Genomic DNA, 19,863 nt, shown 5'->3' on the forward strand with positions numbered 1-19,863 from the left:
GTGTGTCGCCTGCCTTGCTTACTTCTTGGCAGGTGCATCGGCAGCGGCCTGCACGGGCGGCTCGCCCCGCTGGCTCTTGCGCTCGGCCTTGGCCTTCAGATCCACCTCCACGGTCTGAACCTTGTCGCCGGGCTTGATACGCTGAAAGCCATCCACCATCACACGCTCGCCTGCTTTCAGGCCCGTCTTGAGCAACCAGAAAGCGCCCACGGCGCGGTCCAGTTCCACATCGCGCTTTTCGACCACATCGCCGTCCTTGACGACCATGACGTTGGCACGCCCGGTCAGATCGCGGGTCACCGACTGCTGCGGCACCAGCAATGCATCGGGTGCCAGAGCCGTTGGCAGCAAGGCCTTCACATACATGCCGGGCATGAGCATGCCGTCGGGATTGGGCACCTCGGCGCGCAAAGTCAGTGTGCCGGTCGTGTCGTTGACGATCACGCCTGCAAAGGCCAGCTTGCCCTGATGCGGGTAGTCGCTGCCGTCGTCGAGCTGGATGCGCACGGGAATCTTGTTGCCTTCCACCTTCTGGTAGCGGCCGGAATCCAGATCGCGCTTGAGCTGCATCAGATCGGTGCTGGACTGGGTGAAGTCCACATACATGGGGTCCAGCCGCACGATGGTGGTGAGCGCCGTGGCCTGATTGGCCGTGACCAGCGCACCGGGCGTGACGGCAGACAGCGCGATGCGACCGCCGATAGGGGCTTCGATCCGGCTGTACTTGAGATTGATGCGTGCGGTTTCCAGATTCGCCTTGGCCACGGCCACATCCGATGCGGACTGGGCCGCCGCCGCCTGGCTTTCGTCAAACGCCTGTTTGCTGATCGCGTCGATCTTGACCAGCTCGGCATTGCGCCGTGCCGTTGCAGCCAGCGTGCGCTGGCTGGCTTCGGCCTTGGCCACGGCAGCCGCAGCGCTGGCCTCGGCAGCCTTCAACGATGCGGCGTCGATCTGATAGAGCTGCTGGCCCTGTTTGACCAGAGCGCCTTCGGTGAACAAGCGCTGCTGAATGATGCCCGAGACCTGGGGACGCACTTCGGCCGTCATGAAGGCACGGGTGCGCCCCGGCAGGCTGGCATCCAGCTGCTGGCTTTGCGACTGCAAGGTAACCACGCCGACCTTGGGCTCGGACTTGGGCGGGCCTTTTTGCTCCGCCTCGGGCTTGGAGCAGCCCGCCAGCGCAGCGGCAATCAGCATGGCTCCCACAGCCAGTGTCCAGCGCTGCTGGCGATGACCTTGCTGGCTTGCACTGGGAAGGCAAGAAAAATGCGCCTCTCGGCGCGGGCTCAGCGAAGCGGGCTGGTCAATCTTCATACGTGGAGCGGTCTGAACTAAAGAACTTGTCAACATTGTGCGCCGACAATATTAATAAAATGTAAAGCAGCCAAAGGCGCAATGACATGCCGGCAATCACCCGCTTGCCATTCTCCTGTCATGCGGGCATGCGGCGTCGCAGCGGTCTCTGGCTTGAGACACCACTGTAGAAAACCTTGGCAGCAAGGCTCCTCGTCACAACGGACTAGAGCCAGAACCCGCAAAACCCCGGAATCGGCAACTGGCTACGCTCTCAATATCAGGACAGAAGCCGCTTTTGCTGCCAAATCAATGCTGCTGCTTGCCCGGGCGTACGCGCAAGATGCTGAAAACTCCGGCCAGCGCCGCAAAACAGCCGGCCACAGCCAGCGCCAGCAGTTCAGCATTGCCACCATGCCCGCCCGAGATGGCAAAGATGGTGGCCAGCACCACGGCACCGAGCGTCTGCCCGGTCATGCGGGCAGAACTCAGCATGCCGCCCGCCGCGCCGCTGCGCGACATGGGAGCCGAGGTGACGATGGTGTGATTGTTGGGCGACTGGTAGAGCGCGAAGCCGCTGCCCGCCAGCAGCATGCGCCAGACCATGTCCCAGTGCGCCACATCGACCGGCATGGCCGCCAGCAGCCACAGCCCGCAGGCAAACATGGCCATGCCGATGCCGCCCAGCAGCCCGTCGGGATACTTGCCGATCAGACGCCCGGCCACCGGCGCCGTCAGCACGGTGGCCAGCGGCCAGGCCGTGATCAGCATGCCTGCCTCCATGGGTGACAGACCGCGCGCCTCCAGCAGCAGGAACGGCAGGGCCAGATAGGACAGCATCTGCGCGCAGAAGGCCGAGACCGAGCCGCACATCGACAGCCGGAACACGGGAATGCGCATCAGATCGACCGGAAACAAGGGAGCCGCCTTGTGCCACTGACGGCGCAGATAGACGTAGCCGACCACCAGCCCGGCACCCAGCAGCCACCAGCCCGAAGGCATCAGCGGGCTGCCCGCAGCGCCCTGATCCTGCCCCATGCGCACGCCCAGTTGCTCACCGCCCAAAAAAAGCAGGGTGAACATCAGAATATTGAGCAAAACGTCAAGCGCCGCTATCGGCTCGCCATCCTTGCGCACCACGGGGTTGGCCGGCAGCGCCTTGCGCCCCATCCACAAGGTCATCAAGCCCAGCGGCACATTGATGACAAACAGCCAGGGCCAGCTGGCAACCGACAGGATGGCAGCGGCCACCGAAGGCCCGGCCATGGACGAGGTCGCCACCACCAGCGAGTTGATGGCCATGCCGCGTCCCAGCATGGCGCGCGGATAGGTCAAGCGCACCAGCGCTGCATTCACGCTCATGATGCCCGCCGCACCCATGCCTTGAAACACGCGCGCTGCAATCAGCGTGCTCAGCGAGCTGGCCAGCGTGGCCGCCACCGAGGCAATGACAAACACCGTCATGCCCAGCAGATAGATGCGCCGATAACCCAGGCGCTCGCCCAGGGCTGCCAGCGGCAGCAGCAGCACCAGGCCGGCGAGCTGATAGGCGTTGACCACCCAGAGAGTCAGGGCCGAGCTGGCCTGCAGCTCGCGCGCAATGGCGGGCAAGGCCAGATTGACGATGCTGCTGTCCAGCACCGACAGCGTCAGTCCCAGAATGATGACCAGCATGGCGCGGCCACGCGCACCGTCAGGCAGGCCATCGTAGGCAGGGGAAGCTTGAGCAGTGCTCTCAGTCATGGGCGACTCGGTGCACACGGCCCAGCGTGATCCAGGTCAGCGCCACACCCACCAGTGCCCCTGTCGCCATGCCCACCACCATGGGCAGAGGCTTGCCGTTGGAAAAATGCCCCACGATCTGCATGGCGGCCGCGCCGCTCAGCATCTGCAGCGTTCCCAGCAAGGCAGAGGCCGTGCCCGCAATCTCGCCATGCTCTTCCAGGGCCAGCACCGAGGTCGTGGGAATCACCAGGCCCATGAAGGCGCTGGCAATGAAGTACAGCACGATCAGCACCGCCAGCTTCTCACCGCCCAGCAGGTAATAGAGCAGCAATGCGGCCATGGTCAGGCCCGAAGCAGAAGCCGCAGCCTTGACCACATTGACCAGACCAAAGCGCTGGCCCAGCCGCCCCGTCAGTTGCGCCGCGCCGATAAAGGCGATGGAGTTCAGCGCGAACGCCATGCTGTACTGGGTGGACGAGAGACCGTAGTAGTTGATGAGCACAAAGGGCGAGCCCGCCAGATAGACGAAAAAGCCCGCCATGGCGCAGCCGCCGATGAACACCAGGCCCAGGTAGTGCCAGTCACGCAACAGGACCAGATAGGCCTTGAGCGCACCGCCAAGGCTGCTGTCCAGTCGCGCCTCGGCCGTGCGGGTCTCTTCCACGCCACGCCACGTGGCAACCAGGCCCAGCACGGCTGCGCCCGCCACCACCCAGAACACGGCACGCCAGCCAGCCAGGGCAATCACGCCGCTGCCGGCCAGAGGCGCCAGAATCGGCGAGACGCTGAACACCAGCATCAGCAGCGACATCATGCGCGCGGCAGCATGGCCGGTATGTAGATCACGCACCACGGCACGCGGCACGGCCATGCAGGCCGCAGCGCCCAGGCCCTGCACAAAGCGAAACGCCACCAGTGTCTCGATATTCGGAGCCAGCGCACATCCCACGCTGGCTGCGGCAAAGACCGTCAGACCAAAGTACAGCGGCGGCTTGCGGCCCAGCATGTCGGAGACCGGCCCATAGAGCAGCTGGCCCACACCAATGGAGAGAAAGAACGCGGTCAGACTGGCCTGCACGGCCCCGACCTGGGCATCCAGGCTGGCGCCGATCTGGGGCAAGGCCGGCAGATACATATCGATGGCGAAAGGCCCGATGGCCGACAACAGGCCCAGGATCAGAACCAGACGCAGGGAGACAGAAGCTTGCATAGGGGTGTGATTGTCGTGGTAACTTGATTTATGTGCTGAACAGCTGCCGGTTTCCTGCATGACCTTGCAGGCTCACGCCAGTCCGCCGGGCAGCGCCTGTGCCTAAGCCCTCAATTACAAGGCTTTAGACCCGGTCATCCAGGCCATGACCGCATGGACAACAAGCACAATGGGCTCAACCACCATTCCCTGCTCTCGCCGTGATTGCTGCAAGCTCCTTCCCACGTCTGCCCTTTTCACTCCTGACCACACTCGCTGCGCTATGTCTGGCGTCTCAGTCGGCCGGCGCACAGCCCGCGCCTGCTGCCCCGGCCTTTCAGCTCTCGCCCGATGCCAGCATGGTGATAGACACGCGCGCCAGGCTGGCCTGGTCACGCTGCGCCGAGGGCATGAGCTGGAATGGCAAGGCCTGCGGCGGTCAGGCCGAGGTCTTCAGCTACAAGCAGGCCGTAACCCATGCCGCAGAACGCAGCAAGGCCGAAAACCTGCGCTGGCGCCTGCCACGCGTCAATGAACTCAAGCGCCTGCTGGACCGCAGCAGCAAACCCCAGGGCCTGAACCCGGAACTCTTTCCCAATGCGCCACGCGACTGGCACTGGACGGGCACGGCCGCCGTAAATGCCCAGCGCCTGAACACCTACAACTACGCCCAGGTGGACAAATCCAGCAGCCTCTCCGGCCTCTCGGCCCAGCAGGCCTGGGCGGTCAACACCGAGACACTGCAGGCCGTGCCCGATATGGGCAAAGGCAATGCCTTGCTGCTGCGCCTGGTGCGCCCTGCCACCGAGGCCGAGCTCGGCCCCCAAACTTCGGCCACACCATGAAAAAAGCCTTGCCGCTTTGGCAAGGCTTTTTCAACTCCCGCCGGCTCAGCCAGCGCGCAGTGCGGCCTTGAGGCTCTCGCCCAGTTCGGGCTTGTGCGCGAACGGATCCGTCGGGTTGCGGCCCCGAACCACATCTTCCAGGCGCACCTGCACCGAACCCAGGGCCTGCGGATGGCTGTAGATATAGAACTGACCCGAGGCCATGGCATCGAACACCTTCTGCGCCACCTCGGTCGCCGTGACCTTGCCCGAGCCCACGGCCTTGTCGGTCATGGCCTGGCCGATCTTCTGGCTGGCCGTCAAAGGCTGCGCCTCCAGGCCCTGGGGTCGGTTGCGCTCGCTATGGCCTATGCCCGTGGGCACGAAGAAGGGGCAGAGCAGACTGGCACTGACCTGGTCCGAGACCAGGGCCAGGTCCTGGTACAGCGTCTCGGTCAGCGACACCACCGCGTGCTTGCTGACGTTGTAGATGCCCATGTTCGGCGGCGCCAGCAGACCCGCCATGCTGGCGGTATTGACGATATGGCCTTCATAGGCGGGATCGGCCTTGGCGGCCTCCAGCATCATGGGCGTGAACAGGCGCACGCCATGGATTACGCCCCAGACATTGACGCCCAGCACCCATTGCCAGTCGGCAACGGTGTTTTCCCAGACCAGGCCGCCCGCGCCGACGCCCGCGTTGTTGAAGACAAAGTGCGGCGCACCAAAGGTCTCCTTGACTTCGGCGGCCAGTCTTTCCATCTGCGCCGCATCCGACACATCGACCCTGCGCGCCAGCACCTTGGCCCCGGCAGCCTTGAGCTCGGCCTCGGCCTTGTCCAGCGCCTCCTGCTGCACATCGACCAGCACCAGATTCATGCCTCTGGCGGCTCCGATGCGCGCGCACTCCAGCCCGAAGCCCGAGCCCGCACCTGTCAGAACCGCCGTCTTTCCCGCGAAATTCGTGATCATTCTTGTCTCCGGATATTTTTTATATGGGAATAGCGCCTGCAACTGGCGCACTCCAGATTAGAGATGCCAAGCAAGAGCCGCCTCGCTGCGGGGCCGCTCCGGCGAAGGCATCGTCCCCCTCCCGCGAAGCGAGAGAGGGGGAAGGCGCGGGGCCGCCCAGGCAAAGCGCCTCAGGGGGTGATTTTTTCAGCCGCAGTGGGTTAAATCAGCTTCACCAGCTGCTTGCCGAAGTTCTTGCCCTTGAGCAGGCCCAGGAACGCGCCGGGCGCCGAGGCCAGACCTTGGGAAATCGTCTCGCGCGGCTTGAGCTTGCCGGCTGCCACCAGGCCGCCCAGCTCGGTCAGGGCCTCGCCCCAGACTTCCATGTGCTCGCTGACGATAAAGCCTTCGAGCTTGATGCGGTTGACCAGCAGCAGCGCCGGATTGGCCAGCGGCAGAGGCTGGCCGTCATAGCCGGCAATCATTCCGCACAGGGCCACACGCGCAAAGGCATTGGTGCGCAGCAGCACGGCGTCGAAGATATAGCCGCCCACGTTCTCGAAATAGCCGTCGATGCCGTTGGGGCAGGCATCCTTCAAGGCCTTGGCCATGGTCTTGACATCGGGGTGCTCGCGGTAATCGATGCAGGCATCAAAGCCCAGCTCATGCACGGCGTAGCGGCATTTCTCGGCGCCGCCCGCAATGCCCACCACGCGACAGCCACGTGCCTTGGCCAGCGCCACAAAGGCGCTGCCCACGGCACCGGTGGCAGCGCTGACAACCATGGTTTCACCGGCCTTGGGGTTGATGATCTTGACCAGGCCATACCAGGCCGTCACGCCCGGCATGCCCACGGCGCCCAGATAGTAGGACAGCGGCACATGGGTGGTGTCGACCTTGCGCAGCGCACCGGGCACGCTGGGGTCGAGCAGCGAATATTCCTGCCAGCCGCCCATGCCGACCACCTTATCGCCAGCCTTGAACTTGGGGTGGCGGCTCTCGACGATCTCGCCTACCGTGCCGCCCTGCATGACCTCACCCAGCGGCTGGGGCTGGGCATAGCTCTTGGAGTCGTTCATGCGGCCGCGCATATAGGGGTCCAGGCTCAGATAGTGGTGGCGCACCAGCACCTGGCCCTCGCCCACCGTGGGCAGCGGCGACTGCACCAGCTTGAAATTGCTCTCCACCGCCTCGCCCTGGGGGCGGTTGTCCAGAAGGATTTGCTGATTGACCGTCATGTTTCGTCTCCTGTTTGAACTTCAGATTTCATAGCTTCAAGCGCTTGATATACCTCGCACTTGGAGCTGATAACACACAAAACAACGATAGGTAAAGCGGTAGCCGCTCATAAAAACAGAGCAACCGATCCGTACTCAATCCGTGGGCAGGGCTTGCAATCCGCCTTCGGCCGCAGGCCTGCGCTTCATGTACTTGAAGGTGCCCGTGGCATGTACGCAGAGTCGACCCTGCGCGTCATAGATACGGCCTTCGGTAAAAGCCATGGTGCCGGTGCGATGCAGCAGCACGCCCTTGCCCACCAGCGGGCCATTGGCCGCCTGCATGAACGATGTTTTCATCTCGATGGTGACCACGCCCAGATCGAAATCCACGCTGCGCGCAGCCACGGCCATGGTCACATCCATCAGCGTCATCGAAGCTCCGCCATGGGTGATGCCAAAGGAATTCAGATGTTCGGGACGCGGTGTGAAGTGCAGCTCGGACTCCCCGTTCTCCATCTTGTGGAGGGTGAAGCCCAGCTCATGCACAAAGGGAATTTCAGGACCAAATGACAACACCGCGAAACCTTTCAGAAGAGTGATGCGCCGCAGACCGCAGCAGCTGAACCGTGAATGTAAGCGCGGCGGACAGCCTCAGAATGCTGCGCCGCACAAAAAACATGACTCACCCTTCATCCGCCACTATCAACCACCGACCAGAGCGCTCACGCCGCCATCCACGGCCATCCACTGGCCGGTGATGTGCTTGCCGGCATCGCTGGCATAGAGCAGCGTCAGGCCCTTGAGATCCTCATCGTCGCCCAGACGGCGCAGCGGCGCATGGGAGCGCATTTCGTCCTCGCCCAATGTCTCGATCAGCACGGCGGCCATCTTGGTCTTGAAAAAGCCTGGGCAGATGGCGTTGACGGTGATGCCGTGCTCGCCCCACTCGCCGGCCAGCGCGCGCGTGAAATTGATGACTGCGCCCTTGGAGGTGTTGTAGGCAATGGTCTTCATGCCCGTGGGATTACCGCCCAGGCCGGCGATCGAGGCCAGATTGATGATGCGGCCGCTCTTGCGCTCCAGCATGGACAGGCGGGCGATCTGCTGGCTCAGCAGAAAATAGCCGCGCACATTCAGGTTCATCACCTTGTCCCAGGCCGCTGTCGGGTGGTCCTCGGCCGGCGCGCCCCAGCTGGCTCCGGCATTGTTGATCAGAATGTCCACATGGCCGAGACGCTGCACGGCCTCCTTGGCCAGGCGCGTGATATCGGCCTCGTCCGAGCAGTCGGCAGCAATCCAGTCGGCCTCTATGCCCACGGCCTTGAGTTCGGCTGCGGCCTCTTCCAGATCCTTGGCCTTGCGCGAGCTCAGCAGAATCTTCGCGCCGGCCTCGCCCAGCGCATGCGCCATCTGCAGACCCAGGCCACGCGAGCCGCCGGTCACCAGGGCCGTCTTGCCCGAGAGGTCGAAAAGTTGCTGCACCGTACGTGTCATTCTCATGTCTCCTGTTTGTTTTCAAGGTTCAAACCGGGTGCGCAGTGCCTTGCAAGGCCTGCCCGTCAAAAGCTGCATGAATTGTGCGGGCGCCTCAGGCCCGGTGTTGTCACCTGCGTGTCGGCGCTGTCCCGCAGGTGGCAGAGCCCCCCCTGACGCGGCTTGCAGGGTCTGCCGGCAGCAGCCAGGCAAAGCGCATCCGGCGCCTTCAATCGGCAAACAGCGACTGCGTGCCGCCCCAGGCCCCGCCTTCGATCTCCAGCATGCGCAGCTTGGTCAAAGCGCCTTGACCGCCCGAGAAGCCTCCCGGTGCCCGCCCTGCGGCCAGCACGCGATGGCAGGGAACAATCGGCGCAAACGGATTGGCTCCCAACGCTTGGCCCACGGCGCGCGCTGCACCGGCCTCACCCAGCGCTGCGGCAACTTCGCCATAAGTGCTGGTCCGCCCTGGCGCCAGGGCGCGCGTGAAGGCATAGACCTGGCTGTGAAATGCAGGCACGGCGAACTCGTCGAGTGCAATCTCCTGCAGGTCAGGCAGAACACCAACCGGGCCTTGCACTCTGTCCTGCCGCATATCTCCCAGCACGCCGGCAGCCACGGCCTCTGCGCTGGGCTGCGCCCAGCACGGCTCGATCTGCGCATTCACTCCGGCCAGCAGACACTGCACCCCGGCCATGGCCTGCACGGCAAAGCCCGGAACAGCGGAGATGGAGGTCACGGCACCATATGCCGCAGGCCCGCGCTGCGGCTGCAGCGCATGGCGTTTGGACAGACCCAGCAGCATGCGCTCCCGGGTCTCGCCCCAGCTGGCCTCGGGCAGTTGCACGGCGCAGATGGCAGCGGCATTCCAGGCCAGACCACAGGCACCGATGCGCGTGACAAACAGGGCATGCCCTGGCAAGGGCAATGAAGCAGCAGGATTCATTGCCACAGTCTACAAAACGCAGTCCATTTGTTTTTGCAAAAATTTCCAGAAAGACTGGATGCAAAAACAGTTAATTACTGTATATTTAAACAGTCAAAACACTGTGGATATACGGACATGCAAGAAGCCCATTTCACCGTCTCTCTTTGCGACTACCCCGAGCTGCCCGAGGACAAACGCCAGCAGGCCGAGGCACGCTATGCGCGTGTGCTGGCCCGCCAGCTCGGCGGAGAGGAACAGGTCGGCGAAGCCCTGTCGCTGGTGCAAGGCCTGGAAGACACCCCTCCCGAAGAAATCACCGACGACGCCAAGCTCACCTTCCAGCGCTGGATGAAAGCCGCCCGCGCCGCTGCCGAAGCCGGCCTGCAAGGCATTGGCGGCACCGAAAGCTGTTTTTTCGATGTGCGGCGCATCTACCACTGAGTGAACGGGCGCGGGCGGCGCGAGTCCCGAGGCCGTCAGCGCCGGCCCGGGCCGCCAACCATTGCAAGGGACATGTGCCGCCCTGGCCACCGGAGCTCGCTGCAATGCCTACACTGGCGGCTTGTTTGACCGTGTGACTGTTCTCTTTCCATGCAAGCCCTGCTAGCCGCCATTGCCCAGATGCCCTTCCCCACTGATGCCCAGCGCATCTTTCATGGCCGCGGCGGGCGGTATCCGGGCTGCGAGCAGATCTCGCTGGATGCTTTTGCGCCCGTCATCGTGCTGACCAGCTTTGCCCCCATGGAGGAAGCCCAGCTGAGCCAGATCGGTCAGGCGCTGGAGCAGCGCTGGCAGCAGATCGCCCCGGCCGGACTGCCTCTGACCTGGGCCTTCCAGACCCGCGAAAGCGGCGGCAAGGTCGAAACCCGCGTCATGGCCGGCGAGCTGCCCGAGCCGCATGTGGTCACAGAGAACGGCGCCCGCTATCTGATCCATATCGCACGCGGGCAGAACCACGGCCTGTTCCTCGACATGGCCGCCGGCCGCGACTGGGTGCGCCGGCAGGTGCTGGCCCATGAGCGGCCCGCGCGCATGAAGGTGCTCAATCTGTTTGCCTATACCTGCGCGTTCTCGGTCGTGGCCAAGCTGGCTGGCGCGGGCCAGGTTCTCAATATGGACATGAGCAAGGGCGCTCTGGCCACGGGTCAGCACAACCATCAGCTCAATGGCGTCAAGGCCGGCGCCAGCTTCGCCGCCCACGATATTTTCAGCAGCTGGGGCAAGATCAACCGCAGCGGACCGTACGACCTGATCGTCGTGGACCCGCCCAGCTACCAAAAAGGCAGCTTCATCGCCACCAAGGACTATGCGCGCCTGATGCGTCGCCTGCCCGATCTGCTGGTGCCTGGCGGCCAGGTTCTGCTGTGCCTGAACGCCCCCGAACTCGGCACCGACTTTCTGCGCGAGCAGATGGCGGAAATCGCACCCGAGCTGCAGTTCGTCGAGCGCCTGGCCAACCCGGCCGTATTTGCCGATGTGGACGAAGAGCGCAGCCTCAAGGTCATGGTCTATCGCGCTCCTGCACTGGCGGCGGACCAGCAGCCATGAGCGAGGGCACAGATCAGGGCCGCAGCCTGTCTCCGCAGCCCGTGGACCCGGCTCTGGCACGCACGCTGCAGCGCTTTGCCCGGCTCGATGCGGAGACGCCGACCCCGCAGCTCGACTATGTGCAACGCCGGCGTCTGCTCAGCGAGCTGCAGGCCGGGCTGATTCGCTCGGCCCTGCCAGGCATTTTCAAGGCCGAGCATTTCGTGGCGGCCGAGGGCCGCGAGATCTGCGTGCGCAGCTATCGCAAGCAAGATGCGGGCAGCGGCCGGACGCTGGTCTGGCTGCATGGCGGCGGCTGGATGGTGGGCGATCTCAACACCCATGACGACCTGTGCGAGCATCTGGCCCAGTTCACCGGCCATGTGGTGCTGTCCGTACATTACCGCCGCACGCCGGAGAGCCGCTTTCCCGCGCCGCTGGACGATGTGATGGCCGTGCTGCAGTGGCTGAGCGATATGCGCGAACTGCTGCCTTTCGCGGCAGAGCAGGTCCTGCTCGGAGGCGATAGCGCTGGCGCCCATCTGGCGCTGGCAGCGGCCGTACGCCAGATTCAGCAACCCACCGATGCGGCCCGCATTGCAGGCCTGCTGCTGCTCTACCCGCCGCTTGAGCCCGATCAGGACAATGACAGCATGCGCTGCTTTGCCACGGGCTTCGGGCTCACGCCAGCCGCCATGCAGCGCTACTGGCAGGAACTGGGCAGGCCCGAGGGCCAGGCCTCGCAATGGCTGACGCCGGGCTGCTGCAGCGCAGCCATCGCTGCTTTGCCGCCCACGCTGCTGATGACGGCCAGCCACGATATTCTGCGCGACGAGGCCGAAGCCTTTGCCCATGCAGCCCAGGCCCTGGGCGCACCGCTGCAGCTTTTGCGCGCGCCGGCCATGGTTCACGGCTTTGCGCGAATGCTGGCTGCCAGCCCGGCGGCACGCCAGCAGGTCGAGCTCGCCTGCTCGGCCTGGGCGGAACTAATCGGCCGCCAACGTCCTCAGAGCAAATAAGCTTTGCTCTGAGGGCGGGTAGCGGCATGGCCGTGCAGGTGTACGCTGCACGGCGCCGGGCGCCGCCCCGCCCCTTTCAAACACAGTACCTCGACGCCGATACATCAAGCATCCGTCGCTCGCCGCCATATCCTTCTTAGTCATGAGCCCAACTTCCGCCACCCCACAACAACTGATGCGCCTGGCCGTGGACCTGGCCCATGCCAACCGCCTCAAGGGCGGCCGCCCGTTCGGCGCCGTGCTCGCCCAGGGAAATGAAATCATTGCCACCGGCGTCAACGAAATCATTGCCAGCCACGACCCCAGCACCCATGCCGAAATGCAGGCCATACGCGCGGGCACGCAAAAACGCGCCAACCCCAGCCTGGCAGGCCTGTCCATCTATGCCAGCGGCCACCCCTGCCCCATGTGCCTGGCAGCCCTGGTCATGAATGGTGCCGAGCAGGTATTCTTCGCCTTCGACAACCAAGACGCCGCGCCTTATGGCCTGTCCAGCGAGAGCAGCTACCAGCGCCTGCGCCTGTCGCTGACGCCGCAGCCGCTGCCCATCACCCGCATCGACACCGGCATCCACGCAGCCCAGCTCTATGGGGACGAGGCCTGGCCCGCCGCCTGATCCTCGTTGCCGTCAAAACCATAACAACAAACCGGGCTGCCCAGGACGAGCGGCGCGCACACCGGCGCGCCGCAGCGCAGCCAGCCCCCGAGCTTCATGACATCGACATCTTCCCGAACACATCGCGTGCCGCCATTGCTGTGGCTGGCCGTGGTGATACTGGTCACCATCAATCTGCGTCCCTTTCTGACGGCTCCGGGTCCCTTGGCACCGACCATACAGCAGGCCACGGGCATGGATTTGCGCAGCTTTTCCTGGCTCACGCTGCTGCCCATGGCGCTGATGGGCATTGGTGGCTGGCTCGCTCCCACGGCATTGCGACGCTGGGGCGCGCGCGCCGCCATCTGCGCCTCGCTGCTGCTGATTGCGCTGGGCTGCGCCCTGCGCCTGACGCCTGCTGGCGCCGCCACCGGCAGTCTGCTGATCGTCACGGCCGGCCTCTGCGGCGCGGGCGTGGCGCTGGCACAAAGCATTCTGCCGGGGCTGATCAAGCGCCAGTCTCCCCACAACGTGGCACCCATGATGGGCCTGTACTCGGCCGCACTCATGGGCGGCGGCGCACTCAGCGCCCAGCTCTCGCCCGTGGCCATGCAACTGGGTCTGAGCTGGCAGGCTTCGCTGGCCATCTGGGCCATCCCAGTGCTGCTGGCATTGCCGCTGGCCTGGCATGCGCTGACGCTGATGCGCGAGCCCGTTACCCCTGCCCCCTCCGTGCCGCTGGTACAAGCCGATAGCGACACCGGCTGGCTGCTGCGCCGTGGCCGCACCTGGCTGCTGCTGATCAGCTTTGGCCTGATGAACGGCGGTTATGGTTCCACCGTTGCCTGGCTCGCTCCGTTCTATCAAACCCATGGCTGGACGGCCACGCAAAGCGGCTCGCTGCTGGCCATCTTGTCGATTGCGCAGGCCGCATCGGCGCTGGCCATGCCCGCTCTCGCGCGCCGCAGCCTGGACCGTCGCTGCTGGCTCATGCTGGCCTTGCTGCTGCAGATCATCGGCTTTGCTGGCCTCGGGCTCTGGCCCGATGCCATGCCCACACTCAATGCCATCGTGCTGGGTCTGGGTCTGGGCGGCTGCTTTTCGCTCTTCATGCTGGTGGCGCTGGACCATCTGCCATCGCCCACACAGGCCGGTGCCCTCAACTCGCTGATGCAGGGCGGCGGCTTCATCCTCGCCGCACTGGCCCCTCTGGTCATGGCACAGCTGCACCAGATCAGCGACAGCTGGATGACGGGCTGGCTTTATCAGGCCGGCGTCGCCGCGCTGGTCTGTCTGCTGGTGACACGCTTCAACCCCCAAGGCTACCCGCAAGCCATGCAGCAGCCTTGAGCACGGCATTGCGATCCCCAAAAAAAGGGCCTGGAAACTTCCAGGCCCTTTTTCCTTTTCGTTTTTGCGCGGACTACTCGTTGACCAGCAGTTGCAGCCCATGCGCCTCGGTCGGCAAGGGTACCTCCCATCGGTGCAACATGCCCAGCAATGCGGCATTGCCGAGCGTGGTGTCGCGCTTGCTGTTGCGCGCCAGCAAGGTGGACCTGCTTGCCTCCAGATGCACCAGCTCCACCTGCGCGCCATAGGCCAGGCACAGGTCCAGCGTCTTGCCGCGCATCTGCCTGGACAGATGCGTGGCATTCCAGACAAAAGCGGCCTTGGCGCGCAGCAGGCTCTTGGCCTTGTCCACCGCATGATGGGCCGCAGCGCCCTCGTTCTCGCCGTGGCGCAGACCCAGTTCGGTGCGCGCATCGTCAAACGACACCACGGGCAGGCCCGCATGATGCTGGGCGACCCAGTGGTTCTTGCCCGATGCAGGCAGACCGCACATGACGATGACGCGCGAGCCCGGCTCTTCGTGCAAGGCGTAGTCCGGGTGCAACTCGGCACCGCGGAAATAGCGCACTGCCGTCTCGGCCGAAGCAAAGCTGCGCGGCTTGCGCAAACAGCCCTCTTCCAGCGCAAGCTCCCTGAACAGCTCGATATTCACCAGCACATTGCCCACATCGGGGCAGATGCGGCCGCGAATATCGGCACGGGCCAGCAGCACCAGCAAATGCAGATCGACCTGCCAGGACAGCTCTCTGACCATGAACTCGGGCGAGACGCCTCGGCGCGAATCGGCAAAGGCGAAGAACGGCACCTGATGCACGGCAATCAGGCGGCAGACCGCCTCGCGCCGGGCCACGGGCGCGCCAGCCTCCCAGAGCACGAGCCGCGCATCGAGTGCACCCCGACGCGAATGGCCAGGCTGCGAGATGCGGCCGTCGTCGGCTATCTGCGTGGTCGAGCACTTGGCGACATCGTGCAGCAGCGCGGCCAGAAAGACGGTTTCGCGCTCCTCGTTGGTGAGCCCTGCATAGTCGCTGTCCTGCAGCAGCTCGGTCACCACCATCTGCGTATGCGTCCAGACATCGCCTTCTGCATGGTAGATCGGGTCTTGCGGCGTGGTCTTGGCCAGCTCCAGTTGCGGAAAAGCCTCCAGGCAGGCTGCCCAGTCCACCGCATGGCGAGCGGAATGCGGCACCAGGGCCGCGATCTGTTTCCAGCTCCACATAAATTCTCCTTTCACCGCAGCCTCTTCATGAAAACCACGGTTTTGATAGCTATCAACGCTTGTTGGACAAGCCTCACCAGCTTTTCTGAATCTTGTTGGCAAAGATATCGACGCCTGTGCGCAGACCGTTGGCGACAATGGGCCGCTCGCTGTGGTGCGAGCCCGACTCCAGGATCACCTGCACGAAGTCGGAGCGCACGAACTTGTAGCGCTCCACGGTCTGGCCGTTTTCCTCGACCTTGATGTACAGACCTTCGGCCAGCTCGGATCTGTCGGTCTGGCGCCAGGCCAGCGGCAGATCCAGCTTCTGTCTTTGCACCTGATCCTCGAACACAGCCTGCCAGCGCGCACTACGCCCCAGAGACGGTGTCAGCAATGCCAGCAAATCCTGCATGCGCCTCGGTGCGATGCCCGCGTAGAGCACGGGCACGGACACCACGGGCACACCGTCCAGCAGCGCGTGGCGCTGCGGCGTGTCCAGAAACTGCTGCGCCGAGCGATCCCAGATATCGAACTCGCAAAACCAGTGCGGCAAGGCGTCGTAGTACAGAGAGTGCTTGGCATACAGCCATTCGCCATACATCACATAGCGATCGTCCAGCAGGGCCATCAGCGCGCTTTCATGGGCTCGGGCCCATTGCTTGTAGGCGTTGAACTGACGCTCGCGCCCGCCCATCTGATCGGCTTGCAGATAGTGGCCGCGCGACTGCAGCAGCAAGCTGCCGTCGGCACCAAAGCTCAGCGCCGCATTGGCACCGTCCAGCTTTTCCTCGACCACGATATGGCGGCCGGCCAGCGCTTCATAAGGCACGGCATCGGCCTGATCGCCGACCTGCAGCCGCGAGCCACGCAGATGCGGCGTGCGCGGATATTTGAGGATCTCCAGATTGAATAGATGTGGTGAAGTCATGTTGTGCTTTCCTAAAAGGGAATAAGCCACGCGCAAAAAAGGCGCGGCAGACAAATCAAGGACATGGACAGCGCCGCTCTCCGCTGCCATCGGAAAAAGACAGAACCCAAGCCGCCAAGCAAAGGGCCGGCCTGGAGTTCAGAGAGTGGGAGGAGCTTGGAGCCTGAATGCAATTCAGGCCAGAGACGCCAAGCAGGAAGATTGCCGCCCTTCACAGAACGGGAGTTCCACACCGCAGCGCACACGCGAGAAGGATCAGCGTGTGACGAAGTCGTTTAGCTCAAACGAATACGGCGGGACATGGTGCACCTCAAAAATGAGAGCTAATAGCGCAAGTGGAGCAAGGCTGGCGAGTGTATTTGCTTGCAAGCCCAACTGCCAAGCGCTTGACCGAAACTTGTTGCGCAAAGAACACAAAACGGTTTCACAGAGATGAAACACAGGCTGGTTACAAATCGTATTTTCTTCCTGCACCTGCCAAACTCTCAATGACATCTGCACAGACCTTGCGCCAACCTCTTCTGATTTCCCTGATCGCAGCCGCTGCCCTGGCCGCCTGTGGTGGCGGTGACAACAACACTAACACCACCACACCAGCGCCTGCTCCGGTTCCTGAAGTCCCGGCGCCGGCACCCGAGCCCGAGAAGACGCCCACCTCGCTCAGGCTGGAGAAAATCGGCAGCTATCAGTCGGGCATTTTTCTGCAGAGCGCCGCCGAAATTACGGCTTTCGATCCCGTCACCAAGCGCGGCTTTGTGGTCAACGCCCAAAAGGGTGCGCTCGACGTGCTGGACATGAGCAACCCCGCCGCACCGCGCATGCTGGCCAGCCTGGATGCCACAAAGCTCTCGCTGGGTGCGGGGGCCTCCATCAACAGCGTGGCCGTGCATGGCGGCCTGGTGGCTGCAGCCGTGCAGGCATCGGTCAAGACGGACAAGGGCATGGTCGTCATCTATGACGCCGACAAGCTCGGCGTGATCGCCGAAGTGCCCGTGGGCGCCCTGCCCGATATGCTGACCTTCACCCCCGACGGCAAGACCATTCTGGTCGCCAACGAGGGCGAGCCCAGCGATGACTACCAGATCGACCCCGAAGGCTCGATCAGCGTGATCGATGTGAGCACGCCCGCCAAGCCCGTGGCGCGCACTGCCGACTTCAAGGCCTTCAACAGCCAGAAGGCGCAGTTGCTGGCCAAGGGCGTGCGCATCTTCGGCCCGACCGCAGACGGCCTGGGAACGGCCGCCGTGGCCAATGACCTGGAGCCCGAATACATTGCCGTGGCCCCGGACGGCAAGACGGCCTGGGTGACGCTGCAGGAAAACAATGCGCTGGCCATCGTGGACATCGCCAGCGCCACCGTGACCGATGTGGTGGCTCTGGGCTTCAAGGATCATGGCGCGGCCGGCAACGAGCTGGACTTCGCCGACAGCGACGGCAAGAGCCCGGTCATCAACATCACCCAGGCCGCCAATGTGTATGGCATGTACCAGCCCGACTCCATCGCCGCCTACAAGGCCGCCGACGGTGCGACCTATCTGGTCACCGCCAACGAAGGCGATGCACGCGCCTGGGGCGAGGGCAACAAGAGCTACTTCGGTACGGCCGCCGACAAGACGGCTGGCACTCCGGCCACGGCGGGCGATATGAGCAAGGGCTTTGTGGAAGAGTGGCGCATCAAGCACCTGGTGCACAAGGACGGCTTTTTGCGCCGTGCGGGCGACGATCTGCCTGCCCATCTGGCTCAGCTGGCCAGCGGCGCCTATCTGAATGCCAGCAACTTTGCCTGGTGCGGTGCGTTCGGCACAGACCCCAAGACCTGCCGCGACGATGACAAACTGGGCCGCCTCAAGGTCACCTGGACCATGGGCTACCAGACCGACAGCAGCGGCAACCCCGTCAAGGACGGCAAGGGCTATCTGACCTATGACAGGCTATACGCCTATGGTGGCCGCTCCATCTCCATCTGGGATGCCAGGGGCAAGCAGGTCTGGGACTCTGGCGCGGCCATTGAAAAATTCATCGCCAGCCCCGAATGCAAGCTGGGCGCCAAACGTGACATTGCCTGCGCCACCTACTTCAACACCGGTCATGACGAAACGGCCAGGCTCGATGCGCGCAGCAGCGCCAAGGGTCCCGAGCCCGAAGGCCTGACCGTGGGCCAGATCGGCACCAAGACCTTTGTCTTTGTGGGCCTGGAACGCATGGGCGGCATTCTGGTGTTCGACATCACCGACCCCAAGGCACCCAAGCAGATCGACTATCTGAACACTCGCGAGAACTGGACCGCCAGCTTTGACGGCAAGTCCGCGCCGGCAGGCACCGCACTCAGCGATGTGGGCGATCTGGGCCCCGAAGGCCTGCACTTCATTTCTGCCGCCAAGTCACCCAACGGCAAACCCTTGCTGATGGTGGGCAACGAGGTCAGCGGCACCACGGCCATCTACCAGCTCAATCTGCAATATTGAAACCTGCAGACAAGCAATCGCTTTCATGCCAGGCCCCGTCCCCACGGGGCTTTTTGCTATTCAAATCAAGCAAAGACTGCGCCGAGGGTTTCTCAATTACGTAACAATAAGCGCCAGCGGTCGGTGTACCGCCTATGGGTTCCCATTCGCCGCAAGCCAGACGCTTGCGACCTACTAAACCGCCGTGTATCCGGACGGCGGTGGCTTTTTGAACGGAGCACTTAATGACGCACTCTTTCGCTCGCCGCCAGGCGCTGCGCGGCTTGGCCGTGGCAGCTCTCGCCTCCTCCTCCCTGCTGTCCGCAGCGCATGCAGACACCCCCGCCGTGCTGCGCGTCTCGGCCATTCCCGACGAGGCACCGACCGAGCTGCAGCGCAAGTTCAAGCCCCTGGGCGAATACCTCTCGCAAGCCACCGGCATGAAGGTGGTGTTCACCCCCGTATCCGACTACGCAGCCGTGGTCGAGTCCCTGGCCACCAAAAAGCTGGACCTGGCCTGGCTGGGCGGTTTCACCTATGTGCAGGCCAAGATTCGCACCAACGGCACGGCCATCCCCATCGTGCAACGGGCCGAGGATGCGGTCTTCACCAGCAAGTTCATCACGGCCGACCCCGCCATCAAGACGCTGGCCGACCTCAAGGGAAAGACCTTTGCCTTCGGTGCACCTTCGTCCACCTCGGGCAGCCTGATGCCGCGCTTCTTCCTGCAGCAGGACGGCCTGAATCCCGAAAAAGACTTCAAGACCGTGGCCTACTCGGGCGCGCATGACGCCACCGTGGCCTTTGTGGCCGCAGGCAAGGCCGAGGCCGGCGTGCTCAACACTTCGGTGTGGGACAAGCTGGTCGAATCCAAGAAGGTGGACATCAGCAAGGTGCGTGTGTTCGCCACGACACCCACCTACTTTGACTACAACTGGACGGTGCGCGGCGACCTGGATCCGGCCATCGTCAAGAAGCTGACCGCGGCCTTCCTGGCACTGGACCCCAGCAAGCCAGAGCACAAGGCCATCATGGACCTGCAGCGCGCCTCCAAGTTCATCGCCACCGACTCCAAGAACTACGACGGCATCGAAGCTGCCGCCAAGTCCGCCGGTCTGCTGAAGTAAGAAATTCAGCTTTTTTGACTGCCAACGCTTATCTATCAAGCGTTGGCAGCTATTATTTTCAGAGTA

General features: G+C 63.7%; 18 protein-coding genes. 8 read left to right on the plus strand and 10 right to left on the minus strand.

Annotated elements, in window-relative coordinates; genetic code table 11:
- Positions 1-18: 18 nt before the first annotated feature.
- The 3 genes from CSE6_RS00610 to CSE6_RS00620 all read right to left on the minus strand — a co-directional run bounded on the left by CSE6_RS00610 (position 19) and on the right by CSE6_RS00620 (position 4,231).
- The gene (locus CSE6_RS00610) at positions 19-1,317 is read right to left on the minus strand and encodes an efflux RND transporter periplasmic adaptor subunit (RefSeq protein ID WP_003062415.1); all 1,299 of its coding nucleotides are present in this window, start codon (positions 1,315-1,317) and stop codon (positions 19-21) included.
- 288 nt (positions 1,318-1,605) lie between these two features.
- Positions 1,606-3,039, minus strand: coding sequence for an MFS transporter (locus CSE6_RS00615; protein ID WP_059439674.1), 1,434 nt, complete (start codon positions 3,037-3,039; stop codon positions 1,606-1,608).
- Complete coding sequence (locus tag CSE6_RS00620; RefSeq protein WP_034380836.1) at positions 3,032-4,231, minus strand: multidrug effflux MFS transporter; 1,200 nt, start codon at positions 4,229-4,231, stop codon at positions 3,032-3,034. Before CSE6_RS00620 ends, CSE6_RS00615 begins: the two co-directional genes overlap by 8 nt.
- Before the next feature lie 200 nt (positions 4,232-4,431).
- On the opposite strand from CSE6_RS00620, the gene CSE6_RS00625 reads away from it, so the two are divergent.
- Positions 4,432-5,055, plus strand: a complete 624-nt coding sequence (locus CSE6_RS00625) for a DUF1566 domain-containing protein (RefSeq protein WP_238585623.1) — start codon at positions 4,432-4,434, stop codon at positions 5,053-5,055.
- Positions 5,056-5,100: 45 nt separating this feature from the next.
- Here the strand turns inward: CSE6_RS00625 and CSE6_RS00630 are convergent, their stop codons facing one another.
- The 5 genes from CSE6_RS00630 to CSE6_RS00650 form a co-directional block, all read right to left on the minus strand.
- Complete coding sequence (locus CSE6_RS00630; RefSeq protein ID WP_034354164.1) at positions 5,101-6,006, minus strand: SDR family oxidoreductase; 906 nt, start codon at positions 6,004-6,006, stop codon at positions 5,101-5,103.
- Between the two features lie 200 nt (positions 6,007-6,206).
- Positions 6,207-7,223, minus strand: coding sequence for an NADP-dependent oxidoreductase (locus tag CSE6_RS00635; protein WP_012838707.1), 1,017 nt, complete (start codon positions 7,221-7,223; stop codon positions 6,207-6,209).
- A 135-nt stretch (positions 7,224-7,358) separates the two neighbouring features.
- The gene (locus CSE6_RS00640) at positions 7,359-7,781 is read right to left on the minus strand and encodes a PaaI family thioesterase (protein WP_012838708.1); all 423 of its coding nucleotides are present in this window, start codon (positions 7,779-7,781) and stop codon (positions 7,359-7,361) included.
- Between the two features lie 126 nt (positions 7,782-7,907).
- Positions 7,908-8,699 carry an SDR family oxidoreductase gene (locus tag CSE6_RS00645; protein ID WP_059439675.1) on the minus strand — a complete coding sequence of 264 codons (792 nt, stop codon included), beginning with the start codon at positions 8,697-8,699 and terminating at the stop codon, positions 7,908-7,910.
- A 208-nt stretch (positions 8,700-8,907) separates the two neighbouring features.
- On the minus strand, positions 8,908-9,624 hold the full coding sequence (locus tag CSE6_RS00650) for a methylated-DNA--[protein]-cysteine S-methyltransferase (RefSeq protein WP_034354171.1): 717 nt from the start codon (positions 9,622-9,624) through the stop codon (positions 8,908-8,910).
- Between the two features lie 117 nt (positions 9,625-9,741).
- Between CSE6_RS00650 and CSE6_RS00655 the strand changes: the two genes are divergently transcribed.
- The 5 genes from CSE6_RS00655 (at position 9,742) to CSE6_RS00675 (ending at position 14,097) form a co-directional block, all read left to right on the plus strand.
- Complete coding sequence (locus CSE6_RS00655; protein WP_034380842.1) at positions 9,742-10,047, plus strand: hypothetical protein; 306 nt, start codon at positions 9,742-9,744, stop codon at positions 10,045-10,047.
- A 150-nt stretch (positions 10,048-10,197) separates the two neighbouring features.
- Positions 10,198-11,154: a class I SAM-dependent methyltransferase gene (locus tag CSE6_RS00660; RefSeq protein ID WP_034380845.1), complete on the plus strand. Its 957-nt coding sequence runs from the start codon at positions 10,198-10,200 to the stop codon at positions 11,152-11,154.
- Complete coding sequence (locus CSE6_RS00665; protein WP_059439676.1) at positions 11,151-12,152, plus strand: alpha/beta hydrolase fold domain-containing protein; 1,002 nt, start codon at positions 11,151-11,153, stop codon at positions 12,150-12,152. Before CSE6_RS00660 ends, CSE6_RS00665 begins: the two co-directional genes overlap by 4 nt.
- Positions 12,153-12,327: 175 nt before the next feature.
- Positions 12,328-12,768 carry a nucleoside deaminase gene (locus CSE6_RS00670; RefSeq protein ID WP_045839470.1) on the plus strand — a complete coding sequence of 147 codons (441 nt, stop codon included), beginning with the start codon at positions 12,328-12,330 and terminating at the stop codon, positions 12,766-12,768.
- Positions 12,769-12,864: 96 nt separating this feature from the next.
- Positions 12,865-14,097, plus strand: coding sequence for a cyanate transporter (locus CSE6_RS00675; protein ID WP_059439677.1), 1,233 nt, complete (start codon positions 12,865-12,867; stop codon positions 14,095-14,097).
- A 73-nt stretch (positions 14,098-14,170) separates the two neighbouring features.
- Here the strand turns inward: CSE6_RS00675 and CSE6_RS00680 are convergent, their stop codons facing one another.
- Both CSE6_RS00680 and CSE6_RS00685 read right to left on the minus strand, forming a co-directional pair.
- The gene (locus tag CSE6_RS00680; RefSeq protein WP_059439678.1) at positions 14,171-15,316 is read right to left on the minus strand and encodes an AAA family ATPase; all 1,146 of its coding nucleotides are present in this window, start codon (positions 15,314-15,316) and stop codon (positions 14,171-14,173) included.
- Between the two features lie 73 nt (positions 15,317-15,389).
- The gene (locus CSE6_RS00685; RefSeq protein WP_034380860.1) at positions 15,390-16,226 is read right to left on the minus strand and encodes an RNA ligase family protein; all 837 of its coding nucleotides are present in this window, start codon (positions 16,224-16,226) and stop codon (positions 15,390-15,392) included.
- A 488-nt stretch (positions 16,227-16,714) separates the two neighbouring features.
- On the opposite strand from CSE6_RS00685, the gene CSE6_RS00690 reads away from it, so the two are divergent.
- Together CSE6_RS00690 and CSE6_RS00695 are read left to right on the plus strand one after the other, a co-directional pair.
- Positions 16,715-18,691 (plus strand): choice-of-anchor I family protein, encoded by a 1,977-nt coding sequence (locus CSE6_RS00690; RefSeq protein ID WP_059439679.1) that lies wholly within the window; start codon positions 16,715-16,717, stop codon positions 18,689-18,691.
- A 224-nt stretch (positions 18,692-18,915) separates the two neighbouring features.
- Positions 18,916-19,797 carry a putative selenate ABC transporter substrate-binding protein gene (locus CSE6_RS00695; protein ID WP_034354197.1) on the plus strand — a complete coding sequence of 294 codons (882 nt, stop codon included), beginning with the start codon at positions 18,916-18,918 and terminating at the stop codon, positions 19,795-19,797.
- Positions 19,798-19,863 lie beyond the last annotated feature (66 nt).

The organism is Comamonas sp. E6 (assembly GCF_001010305.1).
GTDB lineage: Bacteria > Pseudomonadota > Gammaproteobacteria > Burkholderiales > Burkholderiaceae_C > Comamonas > Comamonas thiooxydans.

Coding starts and splice junctions, on each gene's coding strand:
- CSE6_RS00650 (WP_034354171.1), bottom strand. CDS start 9,624: ATGAATCCTGCTGCTTCATTGCCCTTGCCAGGGCATGCCCTGTTTGTC.
- CSE6_RS00620 (WP_034380836.1), bottom strand. CDS start 4,231: ATGCAAGCTTCTGTCTCCCTGCGTCTGGTTCTGATCCTGGGCCTGTTG.
- CSE6_RS00695 (WP_034354197.1), top strand. CDS start 18,916: ATGACGCACTCTTTCGCTCGCCGCCAGGCGCTGCGCGGCTTGGCCGTG.
- CSE6_RS00645 (WP_059439675.1), bottom strand. CDS start 8,699: ATGACACGTACGGTGCAGCAACTTTTCGACCTCTCGGGCAAGACGGCC.
- CSE6_RS00630 (WP_034354164.1), bottom strand. CDS start 6,006: ATGATCACGAATTTCGCGGGAAAGACGGCGGTTCTGACAGGTGCGGGC.
- CSE6_RS00655 (WP_034380842.1), top strand. CDS start 9,742: ATGCAAGAAGCCCATTTCACCGTCTCTCTTTGCGACTACCCCGAGCTG.
- CSE6_RS00660 (WP_034380845.1), top strand. CDS start 10,198: ATGCAAGCCCTGCTAGCCGCCATTGCCCAGATGCCCTTCCCCACTGAT.
- CSE6_RS00670 (WP_045839470.1), top strand. CDS start 12,328: ATGCGCCTGGCCGTGGACCTGGCCCATGCCAACCGCCTCAAGGGCGGC.
- CSE6_RS00615 (WP_059439674.1), bottom strand. CDS start 3,039: ATGACTGAGAGCACTGCTCAAGCTTCCCCTGCCTACGATGGCCTGCCT.
- CSE6_RS00690 (WP_059439679.1), top strand. CDS start 16,715: ATGACATCTGCACAGACCTTGCGCCAACCTCTTCTGATTTCCCTGATC.
- CSE6_RS00635 (WP_012838707.1), bottom strand. CDS start 7,223: ATGACGGTCAATCAGCAAATCCTTCTGGACAACCGCCCCCAGGGCGAG.
- CSE6_RS00675 (WP_059439677.1), top strand. CDS start 12,865: ATGACATCGACATCTTCCCGAACACATCGCGTGCCGCCATTGCTGTGG.
- CSE6_RS00610 (WP_003062415.1), bottom strand. CDS start 1,317: ATGAAGATTGACCAGCCCGCTTCGCTGAGCCCGCGCCGAGAGGCGCAT.
- CSE6_RS00665 (WP_059439676.1), top strand. CDS start 11,151: ATGAGCGAGGGCACAGATCAGGGCCGCAGCCTGTCTCCGCAGCCCGTG.
- CSE6_RS00685 (WP_034380860.1), bottom strand. CDS start 16,226: ATGACTTCACCACATCTATTCAATCTGGAGATCCTCAAATATCCGCGC.
- CSE6_RS00680 (WP_059439678.1), bottom strand. CDS start 15,316: ATGTGGAGCTGGAAACAGATCGCGGCCCTGGTGCCGCATTCCGCTCGC.